A 15,151-nucleotide genomic window follows, 5' to 3' on the forward strand; every position below is an offset into this window, starting at 1 on the left:
CCACTTAATCACCTCCGTAGAGATGGCAGTAGACGAGGTGGTTCTTTCTGACCTCGACCGGACTCGGCGTTTCCTTGGAGCAGATCTTCATGGCCTTGGGGCACCGGGGATGGAACCGGCAGCCCGGAGGCGGGTTGACCAGGTTGGGCACCGTCCCCTTGATGGAGACAAACCCCCGGCCCGGCCGCGGTATGGCTTGGAAGAGGGACCGGGTGTAGGGGTGCTTTTGCCTCTTGAAGAGCTCCTTTACTTCGGCGACCTCACAGACCTGCCCGGCATACATTACCGCCACGCGGTCGCAGATCTCCGCCACCACCCCGAGGTTGTGGGTGATGTAGAGCACCGAGGAGCCAAATTCCTTCTTCAGCTCCCTGATGAGGTCGAGGATCTGCGCCTGAACGGTGACGTCCAGCGAGGTGGTCGGCTCGTCGGCGATGAGGAGCCTGGGATGGCAGGCGATGGCCATGGCGATTACGGCGCGTTGCTGCATGCCGCCGCTTAGCTCGTGCGGGTAAAGGTCATAGACGCCCTCGGGGTTGGCGATCCTCATCTCCTTCAAAAGTCCGACGACCTCTCGCCTCAGCACCGAGTCCAGCCGGCGCCGGTATCTCCTGAGAAACGGGATTTTTGAGGCCATCCTGACCTTCCATGCCCGCTGGTTCTTCAGCAGGCTCTGGTAGATTCCGGCGTAGGTCCGGTAAACCCGGGCCCTGAATTTCAAGCCCTTTTTTTCCGCAGCTTCAATGTCCCTTCCCAGTTCCTGGAGCACGGTCTTGACCAGAGTCTCCGGCCGGTGCCTGAGCAGGACCTCCGATACCTGTTCGCCGATGGTATAAAGGGGGTTCAGCGCGGCGCTCGGCTCCTGCATAATCATCGAGATCTTGTGTCCACGGATGTCCTGCAGTTTCTCCTTAGGCAGCTTGAGGATGTTGATCAAACCGCCGTTGCTCTTCATCAGGATGTCGCCCTTTTCGATTTTTCCAGGCGGTGGCGGCAGGGCGATGATGGAGAAGGCGGTGACGCTTTTCCCGCAGCCGGTTTCGCCGACCAGCCCCAGAGTTTCCCCTTCCTTGATGTCTAGGTTGACGCCGCTCAGGGCCTTGACGACGCCTTCATAGGTGTAAAACCTTACCACGAGGTCCTTGACCTGAACCAGCGGTTGAGCTTCCTTCACCATCTACTTCCTCCTCAGCTTGGGATCTAGGATGTCCCGGACGGCGTCTCCGAGGAGGCTCCATCCGAGGACAAAGAAGAAGATGAAAAGACCGGGTATCAGCACCGTGTACCAGTAGAGGAACGGCTGTCCCGGCGGCCCCACGATCCAGTTACGGGAGAAGCTGATCATCTGCCCCCAGTCCGCGTAGCCCAGCGGTGCCCCCAATCCAATGAAGCTGAGCCCAGCGGCGGTGAGCACCACCGCGCCTAGGTCCAGGGAGGCCATCACCATGACCGAGAACAGGGTGTTGGGGAGCACGTGCCGGGTGATGATCCTGAGGTTGGAGGCACCCATTGCCCGGGCCGCTTCCACGTAGATCTCCTGCTTGGCCTGCAGCACCTCGCCCCGGACCAGTCTGGCGTACACCGGCCACCAGACCAGTATCAGCGCCTTCATCACGCTGTCGAGGCCGGGGCCTATCGCGGTCACGAAGGCCATCGCCAGGATCAGGGCCGGCACGGCGAAGAAGACATCGGTGACCCTCATGATTATCTCATCGATTATCCCGCCGAAGTATCCCGCCAAGGCTCCCAGCACGATGCCCACCAGAATTGAGGCGCCCACCACCATCAGCCCCACGGTAAACGCCGTCCTGGTGCCCCAGATGACGCCGTAGTAGATGTCGAACTGCCCCTCGGTGGTTCCGAAGGGGTGGATTTCGCTGGGCGGTTTGGGCGTCTGGGAGAATCCATCACGGGGGATGTTGTAGGGCCGGTAGGGGTCGGCGGGAGGGGCCAGCACCGGGGCCAGCACCGCAATCACCGCGAAGAAGAGGATAATGGAAATTCCGGCCAGCGAGAGCGGGCTTTTCCTTATCCTCCGGAGAGAGAATTTCAGCTCCCGGACCTGCGGGCTCAGGTTGGCTTTGAAGTTCTGCCAGCGACTCGTCTTAACTCCAGAGCCTTTCCTGACGTTTTCCGATATCTTTGTCCTGCCCCTGCTGAGGAGAAATACCGGCAGTGACAGAATCGCCGAGAAGATGGCGGCGAGGAGCAGGAGCTGCAGTATCACCACATCACCCCAGCCTGATTCTCGGGTCGATCTTGGCGTAGAGCAGATCGACGATTAGGTTGGTTATCACGATGACGGTGCCGATGAAGAGGACGAAACCGAGGACCGCAGGCATGTCCAGCTGGACCGCGGCGTTCACCGACCACCAGCCCAGACCCTTGTAGTTGAAGACGGTTTCTGTGAGCACGGCACCGGCCATCAGGGAGGCCACCAGATATCCCGCCACGGTCACCGCCGGGATCAGCGCGTTTCTCTTGGCGTGCTTGTTGATCACGGTCTTTTCATCGAGACCCTTGGCCCGGGCCATGGTGATGTAGTCCTTGTTCAGCGTCTCCAGCATGCTCGAGCGCATGATCCTCATGATGAAGGCCAGGTTGATGACGGTGAGCGTGGTGACGGGCAGCACCAGATGCCTCAGCGCATCCAGAACTACGTCAAAGCGCAGGTTGAGGATGCCGTCGATGGTGTGGATGTTGGTGTAGTTTTGGAACGACGCCGAGCTCACAACCATTTCAGCGTCCAGCCCCAGCCTGCCCGGGGGGAAAAGCCCGGTGAAGAACCCGTAGAAGATCATCAGCAGCATCAGCCCCAGCCAGAAGGCGGGCAGGGAGTAGCCCGCGATGGCGAGGCCCCGGGTGACGTGGTCCACGGGCTTGTCCCTGTTGATGGCGGAGGTTATCCCCAGCTTGATCCCGATGAAGATGGTCAGGGGCACCGTGAAGATCAGCAGCTCGAGCGTCGCCGGCAGGAACCTCAGCAGCGCCTCGGCAACGGGCATGTTGACCGACTTGGACCAGCCGAGGTTGCCGTTGAGGACCTCGCTGATCCAGTAGAAGAATTGCACGTAGACCGGCTCGTTCAGGTGGTACTTTTCGATTATCTGGTCGATGTTCCTGAACTGCTGCGGGCTCCTCACGTAGAGCGCCGCCCTTTGCACGGGGTTGAAGAACTGGAGCAGGGCAAAGATGATGATGATTACTCCAATTAGGACGGGTATCAGAAGAAGCAGCCTTCTCACGATATAGGTTCTAAGTTCCAAACTGGTTCCCTTTTTTTAAGAGAGTATTGATGTTTAAAAAGCTTTCAAAAAGAAAAGGGGAAAGGTTGGTTTTGACCTTTCCTGGTATTTATCCTTTCCACATCAGGTAGGGGTCACAAAGTGCCGGTTCGCCGGGCCAGATGGGGTTGTAGATCCAGCCGTGCACCCAATCCCTTTCGTAGTGGCGGCCGAGTGCCTGGTCGAGCGGGACGCTGGGTACATCGTCGTGGTAGATCTGCTGCAGCTCATAGTAGATCTGCTGTCTCCTGGCAGGGTCGATTTCGCTTATCCCCTGCATGATGAGGTCGTCCACGGTCGGGTTCGAGTAGCCCTGCCAGGCGGAGAAGGCGCCCGCGCTGTGCATGAATGGTTGGACGAAGTTGTGCGGGTCGGGGTAGTCGGCCATCCAGCCGATGATGTACAGGGGAAGTTTGCCGGCGACCATCTCGTGCAGGTAGGTGCCCCAGTCCCTAGCTGCTACTTCAATCGAGAACTTCGGGTTGAGGCTCTCGATGTTCTTCTTGAGGATTTCCGCGGCGATTCTCCTGGGCTCGTTTCCGGTGTTGTACAATATCGTCATCTTGAATCCCTTCTCCCAAAGCTCGCCGCCGAAAGCCTTCTTGAAGTATTCCTCAGCCTTAGCGAGGTCGAGGTGGTACTTCTCCTGGTTCGGGTTATGGTAGGGCAAGCCTTCGATCACCGGAGAGGCCGGCTGTATGGCTTCCCCTTGGTAGACGTCGCGCAGGAAGGTCTCGTAGTCGAAGGAGTAGGCGAAGGCGAGCCGGACGTTCTTGTCGGAGAAGAAGTTCGCCGGAATGCCGTTTCCGTCGAGCTGACCGCTGCCTATCCAGTCGCTGTTGGGGTCGATGTTCATGGTGAAGAACATGGCATCAACGGCCAGCATGGGCAGGTCCTTGGTGACACGAATGCCCTCGACGCCCTCCAGCTCGGCGATGTTCGGCCGGGGCACGTCCACGATGTCGGCGTCACCGGCGAGGAACATCAGCTTCCGGGTGGTCCACTCGGGAACCACCTGAATTACCACGTTTTTCAGCTTCGCCGGTCCACCCCAGTACTGGTCGTTTCTCGTCAGCACCGTTTGCACTCCGTGTTCCCAGCGGTCAAGCTTGAAGGGCCCGGTGCCGTTCATCACTTCCTGCAGTGGCGGGGTTTCGGGGTTGCGGTAGTTCTCCCAGGTCTCCGCCGTTCCCGGCCAGTCACCCTGGGCGATGCACCATTCCTTGTCAACAATCGAGGACCAAGACTGGGCTAGGATGGCTAGGAAAGGCGGGTAGGGCTGCGCGAGGTGGAAGACCACGTAGTCTCCCTCAACTTCAACCGCTTGGTCGATCTGCTCGAAGGTCAGCGGCTCGTAGGCGGCCTCGATGCCGATCAATGGCTCCAGAAGCATCCAGACCGGACCACCGTCACGGTTCTGCACCATCGCCCTCTCAAAGGAGTACTCGACATCTTCGGGGGTCAGGTCATCTCCGTTGTGGAACTTGACGCCGCTCCTTATCTTGAACTTATAGGTCAGTCCATCCGCGGAGATGCCGCCGTTGGCGACGGTGGGTACCTCGGTGGCCAGCTTGGGCACGAATCTGTCCGTGTGGGTGCCGTCGTAGGCGATCAGCGTTTCGTAAACCATCATGATGACTTCGCCGCTGGCGGTGTCGTAGGCCCAGGCTGGGTCCAAGGTCTCCTGTTCACCGATGGTGGCGTAGATCAGCGTGTCCGGATTTTTCACGGGCGTGGTGGTGGTCGTAGGCGTCGTGGTTGTGGTAGGCGTGGTGGTCGTCGTAGGCGCTGGCTGACCCAGCATCAAAACGGCTCCTGCGATTACTGCAACGACAACAATGACGATCACAATTACGGCAGATGTGGCCAATCCTTTTTTGCTTATATTCACATCCTCCTTTTTGTTTTTAAGTTCAGATTCCGCGTTTAAATAGCCTCTGGATGGGCCGAAAGGAGCGGTCTCAGCGCGCGATTAAATTGTCTTCAGCACCTCGGCGAGCTTGGCAAAGTCCTCCTTCAACTTCAGCCTCGTCTTGGCGCCGTAGAGGGCGGCGGCCGGGTGGTAGGTGAGAAAGATCGACAAGGTCAATCCCGCGAATCTGGCCTTCACCATCTTTCCGTGGTAGGCCGTTATGGGGATTTCTTTACCCAGCAGGGCCTTGGCCGCGATCCGGCCCAAAGCCACGATTAGCTCCGGTTTGATGAGTTTGACCTGCTTCTTCAGGTATTTTCCGGTGCAGATTTTGATCTCGTCGTCGAGGGGGGCACGGTTCTGCGGAGGGCGGCACTTGACCGTGTTGGTGATGTAGACCTCCTCCCGTCTCAGGCCGGCGATTCCCAGGAGTTCGTCCAAGAATTTGCCCGCCGCCCCGCAGAAGGGGACGCCCCGGAGGTCCTCGTTTCTCCCCGGAGCCTCGCCCAGCAGCATCACGCGGGCGTCGTGGGGACCCTCTCCCGGCACGGCGTTTTTCCGGAGCCGGTGCAGCCTGCACAGGGTGCAGGTCTTTATTCTTCTCTCTAGGTCTTCCGTGGCGATCCCCACCCCGAGCGCTCGACCAGCGGCCGCAGCCGGTCGTGGATCAGCTTGAGCACTCGGACGTCCTCCCGGCAGTGCTCGACGATGAGCCGGCGCGACTCCAGGTCGCCGCGCTCCGCCAGCTTGAAAAGGGTCGGGATGTCGCCGCCGTGGACCTCCTTGAAGCCCCGTCCCGTGTTGAGGCCCAGAAATCGCACCACCGAGTCCAGGCTGTAACTGGAGAGCAGCAGCTTGGCCCGGGACCACTCGTAGAGGTCCAGCATCGGGGCCTCGGCCAGCTTGGACAGGTCCACGCCGTGCACCAGGGCCCGGCTGAGCAGGAAGGGGACGTCGAAGCCCGCGCCGAACCAGGTGACCAGCAGGTCGCAGTTCTCCAGCTTCTCCCGGAGCCACTCCAGAAGCCTCCGCTCCTCCTCGAAGGTGTCGGAGAACCTGACCTCGGGTTCCCCCTCGGACATCACCCCAATGGCGATAACCATTCCCTCGTTGGCGTTCTTGGCGCTGGTCTCGATATCTAGGTAGAGCGCGGGCATCTACTCACCCATCGCGAAGACCACCATTCTCCGGTTGCGGGGCCCGTCCGCCTCGATCAGGAGAAAGTTCTGCCAGGTCCCTCTCACCAGCCTGCCGTCGATGATGGGTAAGACTAGAGGGGAACTGAAGAGGGCCGACTTGAGGTGGGCGTGGGCGTTGTCGTCAATCCTGTCGTGCTGGTAGTTTCCCTGTTGGGGCACCAGGCCATCCAGCTTGTTGAGCAGATCCTGTTTCAGCCCGCCTTCATCCTCGTTGAGGACCAAGGTCGCGGTCGCGTGGGGCAGCAGCACCAGGAGCAGCCCGTTTCTGATTCCAGACTCCCGGACGGCCGCGAGCACCTTGTCGGTAACATCGACCACTTCGCAATGTTTTCGCGTGGAAACGTTGAATTCCCTGGACCAAGTTTTCATGCCTCTCCCAAAGTTTGAATACGACTTCGGCTATTTTAACGTAGATGAAAATAGGGGTAGGGATAGGATGAGGGTGCTGGTCACAGGGGGGGCGGGGTTCATCGGCTCCCATCTGGTCGACGCCCTGCTGGCCCGGGGCCACTCGGTCACGGTGCTGGACAACTTCTCCACCGGCTCGGAGGGAAACATCGCCCATCACCTAGGTAACCGAGATTTCCGGCTGGTCCGGGGGGACGTCAGGGACCCGGCGGCGGTCAGGCGGGCGCTGGAGGGGGCCGAGGCCGTGGTACACTTGGCGGCCTTGATCAGCGTGCCGCTCTCAGTCAGGGATCCGGAGCTGACCAGCGAGGTGAACCTGGGGGGGACGCTCAACCTGCTCAGGGCCAGCCTCGAGGCCGGGGTCAACCGTTTTATCTTTGCCTCCTCCTGCGCCGTCTACGGGGAGGCGAAGCAGCTGCCGATAAAGGAGGAGACGCCACCGGAGCCGCTGTCGCCCTACGCCCGCTCCAAGCTCGAGGCGGAGAGGGCCTGCCGCGCCCTCTTCGAGGCCAACGCCTTCCCCGCGGTTTCACTCCGTTACTTCAACGTCTACGGGCCCAGGCAGTCGGGGGGCGAGTATGCCGGGGTGATGCTGAGGTTCATCGAGCGCCTGCGGCAGAACCAGCCGCCGGTCATCTACGGCGACGGGGAGCAGACCCGCGACTTCATCTACGTGACCGACGTGGTGACGGCCACGCTGCTGGCACTGAAGTCCGGGGTCGAGGGTGAGGTGATCAACGTGGGTACGATGAGGCGGACAAGCATCAACGAGCTCTGCGGGATCTTCCTCAAGCTCTCCGGGAAGACCAAGTTGAGGCCGGTATATGAGGCCGCCCGTCCCGGCGACATCAGGCACAGCCAGGCGGATATCTCCAAGGCGCGGGAGCGGCTCGGCTTCAGGCCAAAGGTGTCGCTGGAGAGCGGCGTCAAGATGCTGTTGCGGAGCCAGGGGGTCGGCAGGTGAAGGTCTGGATTATGACGCTAATGCGGGCCGAGGCGAGTGCCGTCATTTGGGCAACAGTCTGCACTGGGAGGGCGGGGGAGCGCCTTTTAAATACCTGTAATGGAGAAAATTAGTACACTATAGTAAACTATTTAAATGAAAATTGATACAGTAAAGTGTATGATTAATGAGAATCTTCTGGGGATAATGGAAGACTGGAACCTCTGGGCGAGGGATCAAAACACTGGGATTATGAGGGACGATTATCTCTCAAAGATGAGTTCCCTTTGGAATGCCCTTGGCACCTGCACGGCCGTGGTTGGTGTGAGGAGGGCGGGGAAGACCTTCATCAGCAAGCAGTTCCTGAAGAAACTGATCGGGGAGGGGTGGCGAAGGGAGCAGACCCTTTACGTTAACTTCGAGGATCCGGTGTTGAGGCCCATGCTCTCCGTGGGGCTTCTCCAGGACATCTACGAAACTTACAGGCACTTCCTGAACCAGACCGAGACGGCCGTGATAATCCTCGATGAGGTTCAGAATGTTCAGGGCTGGGAAAGCTGGGTCAGGTCGATGCTCGACAAGCAGGAGAAAGTGCGAATGATCATAACCGGTTCCTCGTCCCAACTCCTCAGGGGGGAGCTTGCGAGCGCGCTGACAGGGAGGATCCTGACGCTGGAGGTCTTCCCCTTGGATTTCGGAGAGTTCCTGCGGTTCAAGGGTTTTGAAGGTGACCCACTTTTCAGGCGGAGAGAGGTCCTGAGCCTCCTCCGCGAGTATCTAGAATTTGGCGGATTCCCTCAGGCAGTCCTTGCTGAGGACAGGGATGTGAAGAGGGCGGTCCTGAAGGAGCTGTTTGAGGGCATCCTCACCCGGGACGTGGCCGAGAGGCACGGAGTGAGAGAAGTGGGCGACTTGAAGAGGCTAGCGGTTCTAACGGTTGGGAACTTTTCCTCCTACATCAGCGTCAAGAGGCTTTTGCATCTCTTCACCTCCATCACTAGGCGAAAGGTGTCTCCCTCGACCATCAACCAGTTTCTCAACCATTTCCGGGAGGCGTTCCTCTGCTTCTATGTGCCGATCTTCAGCTACAAGGTAAAGGATCAGCTCCTGTATCCGCGAAAGGTCTATCCGGTTGATGTGGGGTTGGTGAACGCGGTGGTTCCAAGGCCATTGGAGAACCTCGGCGGATTGGCGGAAAATGTGGTTGCGATTTCCCTGTTGAAAAAGTTCGGGGAGGAAAGTATCTTCTATTGGAAGGACAGGATAAGTGAGGTCGACTTTGTGGTGAAGGAGGGGATGCGGGTGAGGCAGCTCATCCAGGTGTGCTGGGACCCGACCGACGAGGAGACGAAGAAGCGGGAGGTCAAGGGGCTCCTGAGGGCGATGGAGGAGTTCCGGCTGAGGGAGGGGCTGGTGCTGACCGAGTACTTTGAAGAGGGGGAAGAGGTGGAGGGAAAGAGGATAATTTACAGGCCGCTATGGAAGTGGCTGCTGGAGGTGGGATCATGAAGGTCTGGATCGTGATGCCGGCGCGGGATGAAGAATTCGCCATCGGTGGGGTGATCGACGGCCTGCAACGGGAGGGCTGGCGCGATATCATCGTGGTGGACGACGGGTCGAGGGATCGAACGGCGGAGATCGCCCGGGCGAAGGGCGCCGTGGTCGTCAGCCACCAGCGGAACCTCGGGCTGGGGGCGGCCCTGCGCACCGGCCTGGAGGAGGCCCGGAGGCGCGGGGCGGACTGCGCGGTGACCTTCGATGCCGACGGCCAGCACGACCCACGGGAGGTGAGGAAGCTGGTTGAGGCGATCGACGGGGCGGACCTCGTTATCGGGTCGAGACGATCCGTGAACATCCCGCTGAACAAGCGCTTCGGCAACTTCATGCTCAACCTGATCACGAGGCTGATGGGGGGACCGCTGCTGGACTCACAGTCGGGGCTGAGGGCCTTCAGCCGCCGGGCGCTGGAGGCCATCAGGATCCGGAGCGATCGCTATGAGGTCTCATCGGAGATCGTCATCAATGCCCGGCGCTTGGGGCTCAGGATCAGGGAGGTGCCGGTGAGCTGCTACTTCACCGACTACTCCAAGGCCCGGGGGACGACGATCGCCAGTGGCCTGCGGATCTTTTTCCGACTGGTCAGGCTTCGGCTGCTCTACGGCTGAAATGGAGAACTTATTTAGCCTCCGGCTGATTTGAAAAACTGTGGGTGGAAATGGCCAAGGTCATCGCCGATTTCGGCCTGAATCACCGGGGGAGCTTGGAGACGCTGCGGGAGATGGTCCGGGCCGCGGCCGAGGCCGGGGCGGACTACGCTGAGATCCATTCCATGCGGGCGGACGACCTTGTCTATCGGGAGAGGTTTGAGGAGGGGAGGGTGGAAAAGGGGCAGGTGTCCGCCATCAAGCGCCCCTACCGGGAGGAGTATCAGCGGCTGAAGCAGTTCAACTTGGGTGACGAGGCCTACGGGGCCTTCATCGACGAGTGCCGGGCGGCGGGCCTGAAGCCGCTGGCGGCGGTCTACACCCGGTCGCGGATCCCCTTCTTGGCCAGCCTGCCCTGGCGGGAAGTAAGGGTCCTGGGCTATGACTGTGGCAGCTATCCCATGATCCGGGAGCTCTCGGAGCGTTTCGATCACCTCTTCATCTCCACCGAGGCGGCCGCTGACGAGGAGGTCGAGAGGACGGCCCGGATGCTAAAGGGGCGCAGCTTCACCCTGCTCCATTCCGTCGCCCTCTACCCCGCGCCGCTGGAGAGGATGAACCTGGACCGGATGGGCTACCTGAGGAGGTTCACCGGGAGCGTGGGGTTCAGCGACCACTGCTCCGTCGAGGGCGACGGCCTGAAGGCAGCGATCGCCGCGCTTTACCTGGGCGCCGAGGTTATCGAGAAGCCCTTCACCATTCTGGAGCGGGGGCTGACGCCGGATGGGACCATGGCGGTCGACCCTGTCCAGCTGAAGGAGCTCGTCGGCTATGCCCGGATGGGGAAGGAGGAGCTGGGGGATCTCGTCGCCAGGATGCCCGAGTTCAAGGTGATGAAGGGGGTCAAGCATCCGGAGCTGAGTCCCGAGGAGCGGCTCAACCGGGACTACTACCGGGGCCGGTTCGCCAGCCGGGTCAAAGGACTGGTGGTGTTTAATTGGGAGGAGAAGAAGGTATTCTGAGGCGGCCCGGATGAAGAGGTACCGGATACTGGGCGTGATACCGGCGCGGGGGGCGTCCCGGACGATTCCCAAGCTGAACATCAAAAAGCTGCTGGGCCGTCCCCTCCTCGCCTACACCATCGTCCCGGCCAGGGAAAGCAAGCTGCTCACCAGGGTGGTCGTCTCTTCTGAGGATGAGGAGGTCATCGAGGTGGCCCGCAACTACGGCGCCGATGTCGTCGTTCGGCCCAAGGAGCTCGCCGATGACCTCTCCCTGCTCACCGATGTGGTGAAGCATGCGGTGCTGGAGATGGAGCAGCGGGAGGGCAGGAAGTATGACTACGTGGCGGTGCTGCCGCCGACGACCCCGCTCCGGACCACGGCCGACATTGACCGGGCGCTGCGCAAGCTGATCGACACCGGGGCGGACTCGGTGATCTCGGTGACCAAGGTGGGGATCTGTCACCCGATGCGGATGAAGAAGATCGTCCACGACCGGCTCATCGACTACGTGGAGGAGGAGGTGGAGAACATGCCCAAGAAGCTGCTGCCCCCGGTTTACCTGAGGAACGAGGCCATCTACGCGGTGAGGCGGGACGTGCTGTTGAACCAGGGCTCCTTCAAGGGCAGGATCAGCTGCCCCTACCTGATGCCGCCCGAGCGCTCGATTATCATCGACAGCCGGATGGACTTTTTGCTCGCGGAGGCGGTGATGAAGCGGATGAAGTGGAAGCATATCAAGCCGGTGGTCAGCCGGCGCCGCCTGCTGCTGAAGCTGATCCGGAAGAAATGAACGGTCCGGGCAGGGGTCGATTTACCTCATTTTCATGGTGTCTTAAGGGTTGGTAATATTTTTATGTGAAAAAGTAATATGTCACGGGGATCTAGTTGCTGCTGGACGCGCCGGCGCTGGGGGCCGTGAGCCGGAGGATCAGGAAGGCGTTTACCGCGGTGTTTCGGCGGGAGGCCGAGGCCAAGCTGCGGGAAAGCATCCATAGCAGCCTGACCAAGCGTGAGGTGGGAGTCTATGTTCACTTCCCTTTCTGTAAAAGCCTCTGTCCCGGTTGCCCCTACTTCAGGGAAATCGCTGAGGAAGAACGGGTGCAGGAGTACCTCTCTGCCCTGAGGGCCGAGATTGGGATGGTGGGTGGGCTGCTGAAGGACTTGGACCTGAAAATTTCGGACGTCCACGTCGGCGGCGGCACGCCGAGCTTGATCGGTGGGGGGTGGGGAGAAATCCGGCAGGCTTTCCAGGAAAATTTCGAGGTGGCGGAGGACTGCCCGTTCGGTATCGAGGCCAACCCCAACGATCTGACGGAGGAGAGGGCCCATTCACTGGCTGAGGCCGGGGTGAACAAGATAAGCATCGGGGTTCAATCCTTTTTCAGACCCAACCTGAAGATCCTGGGGAGGAACCACGGCCCCGAAAACTCCCTGGAGGCGATTGAAAATTGCAGGCGGGCCGGCCTGAGTTTCATCAACATCGACATGATGTATCTCCTGCCCCGTCAGAGCATTGAGGAATGGATTCACGACCTGAGGCTGGCAGCGGAACAGGGCGTGGATCAGATCACGTGTTATCCCCTGCTCGTGCCGCGTTACACCCGCCTTCACGAGCTGATGCTGGAGGGGAGGGTTCCCCAGCAGCCGGACCTGAAGACGTTCCAGAGGATGTACTACGCCGCCATCGAGGTTCTGGGTGGTGAGGGGTATTCTCCGCTGAGGTACTATTCCTTCGGGAAGGGGAGGGAGGAGTACTCGACGGTGGAGCGGGAGATGGTCGGGCCCCTGCTGGGGTTCGGCAGCGGAGCCATCGGGTTTACCGGCGGTTATGAGTACGTGAACACCTGCTCGGTCCAGGAGTACATCAGGAGACTGAAGGCCGGCAAGATGCCGATTGCCGGGGGCAGGGAGGTGACCAAGGAGGAGAGGGTGGTGAGGTACGTTTCGGAGAGGTTGGGCACCCTAAGGCTGAGGATTGACGAGCTTGAGCGGGAATTCGGAGAGCCATTCTACAGTCTCATGAAGCGGAGCGGCTATGGTTCGGCCCTGCGGATGGGTCTCCTCCTGGGCAACCTGAAGAGGGAAGGCGGCGAGATCAGGGTGACCGATAAGGGGATGTGGCAGCGCAACCTCGGCGGCTGGGCCTTCGTCCTTCTGGTGCCCTGCCGGATTGTGGAGGAATACCTGAAGACCCCGTGGCCCCTAGAGGTCAAAGTTCCTTAGTGAAATCCCAAAATGGTGAAGGCCCGACATTGCCGCGGTGCCCAGCATCCATGCGTTGCGAGCCTTGGGATTCCGAAATTCCTCGTTAGCGGGCCCTCTGGAGGTGGCGGCTTGAGGAGTGAATGGAGGCACATCTCGATGGCCCCGAACCCCGGCACTCACTATGCCTTAAAGGCGACCGCAAATCGTCACCTGCTCTGACTTGTTTTTTCAATGTGTCGGCAATTTAATCTTTGCACCATGAATGTAAAGATTTTGAAATAGTTTGAACTAATGATCTGAGGCGCATCCTGAGGGTCTCGGATCTCCTGTCCTTTTTGCTCAGCGGCGGGAAGGCGAATTTACAACTGCAAGGAGGTTGGCCCAAAAAACGAAACCCATATCCTCACTCGCGGTTATTTTAGATACATTTATATGGTATCGTATCGATTAAATTGTATCTGGTGTCAAGAGTGAAGGTGCTCACAACCCGAGTTGAAGACGAACTCATGAAAGATCTCGAACTGATCGAGCGCGAGGAAAAAGCCGATCGAGCGGAAGTGGCCAGGAGATTGCTCGCCAAGGGAGTAAAGGATTGGAAGCTGAAAAAGGCCCTTGAAAGGATATCCGATGGCGCATGGACGGTGAGGAGGGCAGCGAAGTTTGCGGGGATAACCTACTATGAGATGATCGAAGAGATGGCCAAGCACGGAGTGGATTCCGGCCCCACGCTGGCAGACCTGAGGGAGTGAAGTTGATAGTATCGGACTCATCGCCTCTCATCTATTTCGCCCGGGCTGGAAGGCTTGACGTTCTTCGTGAGGTCTATGGTGAGGTTTTCACGAGCGGAGGGGTTATCCGGGAGGTGATGGTCGAGGGAAAACCCGGGCTATCTCAATTTAGAGACGCCCTTTCAAAAGGGTGGTTGAGGGTTGAAAAGGTGAAGGTCGATTTCGATTATGCGGCTGAAGGCATCGAGAAGACCGATGCTGAGGTAATCTGCTTGGCCAAGTCACGAGGGTTGAAGCTTCTATCGAACGATCGGGCCCTGGTGAACTGCGCTAGAGCGCATGGGGTCGAGGGGCGCTGGCTAACGGAATCGTTGTTCGACGCGATTGAAAAAAATGTTTTAACGCCTCAGGGAGCTGAGGACTTGCTTATGGAGCTTGTGAATTCCGGCATGCGGGTGAGATCCGAAGTCCTCGCAAGGGTCCTGCGATCGATCAAGTCTGCCCGAAATAGCACCTCTCGCTAATTTATAGGCTACAGGGAGATCGCTTGGGTGACAGAAGTCAACCTGCCGCCAATGCTATGGGTATTATTCTTATCGCCGGTAGTTACTGGTGGATGCGATGGAGGAGTTCCAGCTGAGGGAGGAGCTGGTGCTGACCGAGGATTTCGAGGGGGGAAGAGGTGGAGGGAAAGAGGATAGTTTTCCGACCGCTCTGGAGGTGGCTGCTCGGGGGATGAGCTGGTGAGGATACTTTACATCACGGAAATTTATCCGGATTCAAAGCGCGGCTTGGGCGTCTGGGGGGAGGTGAGCGGTAATTCTACGAGATCTCTGCGGGGTGGCCAGATTTGCGCACATGTGAACCAAATATCTAAATTTTCGAACCACATATGAATTATCATGATTTCCAGATAGTTTCCTTGAGGAAACAATATTTATAAGCAATCGTTTCCTAAAAGTAACAATAGGAAAAATGCGAAGAGAGGATTTTAAAGCCGTTTTGGTGTGGTGGAAAAGGCTCAAGCTTCCAGAGATGGTCAGCCGGGAGCTTACCCTTCCTGCGTCCCCGGCCCAAGTAATCTCCGTCGTGGGTGTGAGGAGGTGCGGGAAGACTTACCTGCTCCTCAACACGATGAAGCAGTTGCTGGAGGAGCTGGGGAAGGATAACATCATCTACGTAAATTTCGAGCACGAGAGGCTGAGGAACCTGGAAGCAGGCGACCTGGGAGAACTCCTCGTGGCTCATAGGGAGATCTTCGAGCCGGATGAGACGAAGCCGGTCTACATGTTTCTGGACGAGATCCAGAACGTCAGGGACTGGG

Annotated in this window: 17 protein-coding genes; 10 read left to right on the forward strand and 7 right to left on the reverse strand. The window is 59.2% G+C overall.

What is annotated here, in order from left to right; genetic code table 11:
• Nucleotides 1-4 precede the first annotated feature (4 nt).
• The 7 genes from ACP5PX_RS04540 to ACP5PX_RS04570 all read right to left on the reverse strand — a co-directional run bounded on the left by ACP5PX_RS04540 (nt 5) and on the right by ACP5PX_RS04570 (nt 6,764).
• Nucleotides 5-1,177 (reverse strand): ABC transporter ATP-binding protein, encoded by a 1,173-nt coding sequence (locus ACP5PX_RS04540; protein ID WP_428084409.1) that lies wholly within the window; start codon nt 1,175-1,177, stop codon nt 5-7.
• Nucleotides 1,178-2,227, reverse strand: coding sequence for an ABC transporter permease (locus ACP5PX_RS04545; protein ID WP_428084411.1), 1,050 nt, complete (start codon nt 2,225-2,227; stop codon nt 1,178-1,180). It lies immediately after the preceding gene.
• Between the two features lie 4 nt (nt 2,228-2,231).
• Nucleotides 2,232-3,266 carry an ABC transporter permease gene (locus tag ACP5PX_RS04550; RefSeq protein ID WP_428084413.1) on the reverse strand — a complete coding sequence of 345 codons (1,035 nt, stop codon included), beginning with the start codon at nt 3,264-3,266 and terminating at the stop codon, nt 2,232-2,234.
• Nucleotides 3,267-3,354: 88 nt separating this feature from the next.
• A complete protein-coding gene (locus ACP5PX_RS04555) occupies nt 3,355-5,133 on the reverse strand; it encodes an ABC transporter substrate-binding protein (RefSeq protein ID WP_428084415.1) in 1,779 nt (592 codons plus the stop codon).
• 123 nt (nt 5,134-5,256) lie between these two features.
• Nucleotides 5,257-5,826 carry a uracil-DNA glycosylase family protein gene (locus tag ACP5PX_RS04560; RefSeq protein WP_428084417.1) on the reverse strand — a complete coding sequence of 190 codons (570 nt, stop codon included), beginning with the start codon at nt 5,824-5,826 and terminating at the stop codon, nt 5,257-5,259.
• Complete coding sequence (locus ACP5PX_RS04565) at nt 5,802-6,353, reverse strand: ribonuclease H-like domain-containing protein (protein ID WP_428084419.1); 552 nt, start codon at nt 6,351-6,353, stop codon at nt 5,802-5,804. The genes ACP5PX_RS04560 and ACP5PX_RS04565 overlap by 25 nt, the downstream gene beginning before the upstream one ends.
• Nucleotides 6,354-6,764, reverse strand: coding sequence for a secondary thiamine-phosphate synthase enzyme YjbQ (locus tag ACP5PX_RS04570; protein WP_428084421.1), 411 nt, complete (start codon nt 6,762-6,764; stop codon nt 6,354-6,356).
• Nucleotides 6,765-6,831: 67 nt separating this feature from the next.
• Here ACP5PX_RS04570 and ACP5PX_RS04575 point away from each other — a divergent pair, with 67 nt between their 5' ends.
• The 10 genes from ACP5PX_RS04575 to ACP5PX_RS04620 form a co-directional block, all read left to right on the forward strand.
• Complete coding sequence (locus ACP5PX_RS04575) at nt 6,832-7,767, forward strand: SDR family oxidoreductase (protein ID WP_428084423.1); 936 nt, start codon at nt 6,832-6,834, stop codon at nt 7,765-7,767.
• 186 nt (nt 7,768-7,953) lie between these two features.
• The gene (locus ACP5PX_RS04580) at nt 7,954-9,255 is read left to right on the forward strand and encodes an ATP-binding protein (protein ID WP_428084425.1); all 1,302 of its coding nucleotides are present in this window, start codon (nt 7,954-7,956) and stop codon (nt 9,253-9,255) included.
• Nucleotides 9,252-9,911, forward strand: a complete 660-nt coding sequence (locus tag ACP5PX_RS04585; RefSeq protein WP_428084427.1) for a glycosyltransferase family 2 protein — start codon at nt 9,252-9,254, stop codon at nt 9,909-9,911. Before ACP5PX_RS04580 ends, ACP5PX_RS04585 begins: the two co-directional genes overlap by 4 nt.
• Before the next feature lie 50 nt (nt 9,912-9,961).
• Complete coding sequence (locus ACP5PX_RS04590; RefSeq protein WP_428084429.1) at nt 9,962-10,912, forward strand: N-acetylneuraminate synthase family protein; 951 nt, start codon at nt 9,962-9,964, stop codon at nt 10,910-10,912.
• A gap of 10 nt (nt 10,913-10,922) precedes the next feature.
• Nucleotides 10,923-11,684 (forward strand): cytidylyltransferase domain-containing protein, encoded by a 762-nt coding sequence (locus tag ACP5PX_RS04595; RefSeq protein WP_428084431.1) that lies wholly within the window; start codon nt 10,923-10,925, stop codon nt 11,682-11,684.
• A 95-nt stretch (nt 11,685-11,779) separates the two neighbouring features.
• Nucleotides 11,780-13,117 carry a coproporphyrinogen-III oxidase family protein gene (locus ACP5PX_RS04600; protein ID WP_428084433.1) on the forward strand — a complete coding sequence of 446 codons (1,338 nt, stop codon included), beginning with the start codon at nt 11,780-11,782 and terminating at the stop codon, nt 13,115-13,117.
• A gap of 452 nt (nt 13,118-13,569) precedes the next feature.
• Nucleotides 13,570-13,848 (forward strand): UPF0175 family protein, encoded by a 279-nt coding sequence (locus ACP5PX_RS04605; protein ID WP_428084435.1) that lies wholly within the window; start codon nt 13,570-13,572, stop codon nt 13,846-13,848.
• Nucleotides 13,845-14,351 (forward strand): hypothetical protein, encoded by a 507-nt coding sequence (locus ACP5PX_RS04610; RefSeq protein WP_428084437.1) that lies wholly within the window; start codon nt 13,845-13,847, stop codon nt 14,349-14,351. The genes ACP5PX_RS04605 and ACP5PX_RS04610 overlap by 4 nt, the downstream gene beginning before the upstream one ends.
• Nucleotides 14,352-14,448: 97 nt before the next feature.
• Nucleotides 14,449-14,574 (forward strand): hypothetical protein, encoded by a 126-nt coding sequence (locus tag ACP5PX_RS04615; protein ID WP_428084439.1) that lies wholly within the window; start codon nt 14,449-14,451, stop codon nt 14,572-14,574.
• Nucleotides 14,575-14,802: 228 nt separating this feature from the next.
• Nucleotides 14,803-15,151, forward strand: a 349-nt coding sequence (locus tag ACP5PX_RS04620) for an ATP-binding protein (protein ID WP_428084441.1), incomplete at its 3' end; no start/stop codon positions are given.

This window comes from Hadarchaeum sp. (SeqCode) (assembly GCF_049969415.1).
Lineage (GTDB): Archaea > Hadarchaeota > Hadarchaeia > Hadarchaeales > Hadarchaeaceae > Hadarchaeum.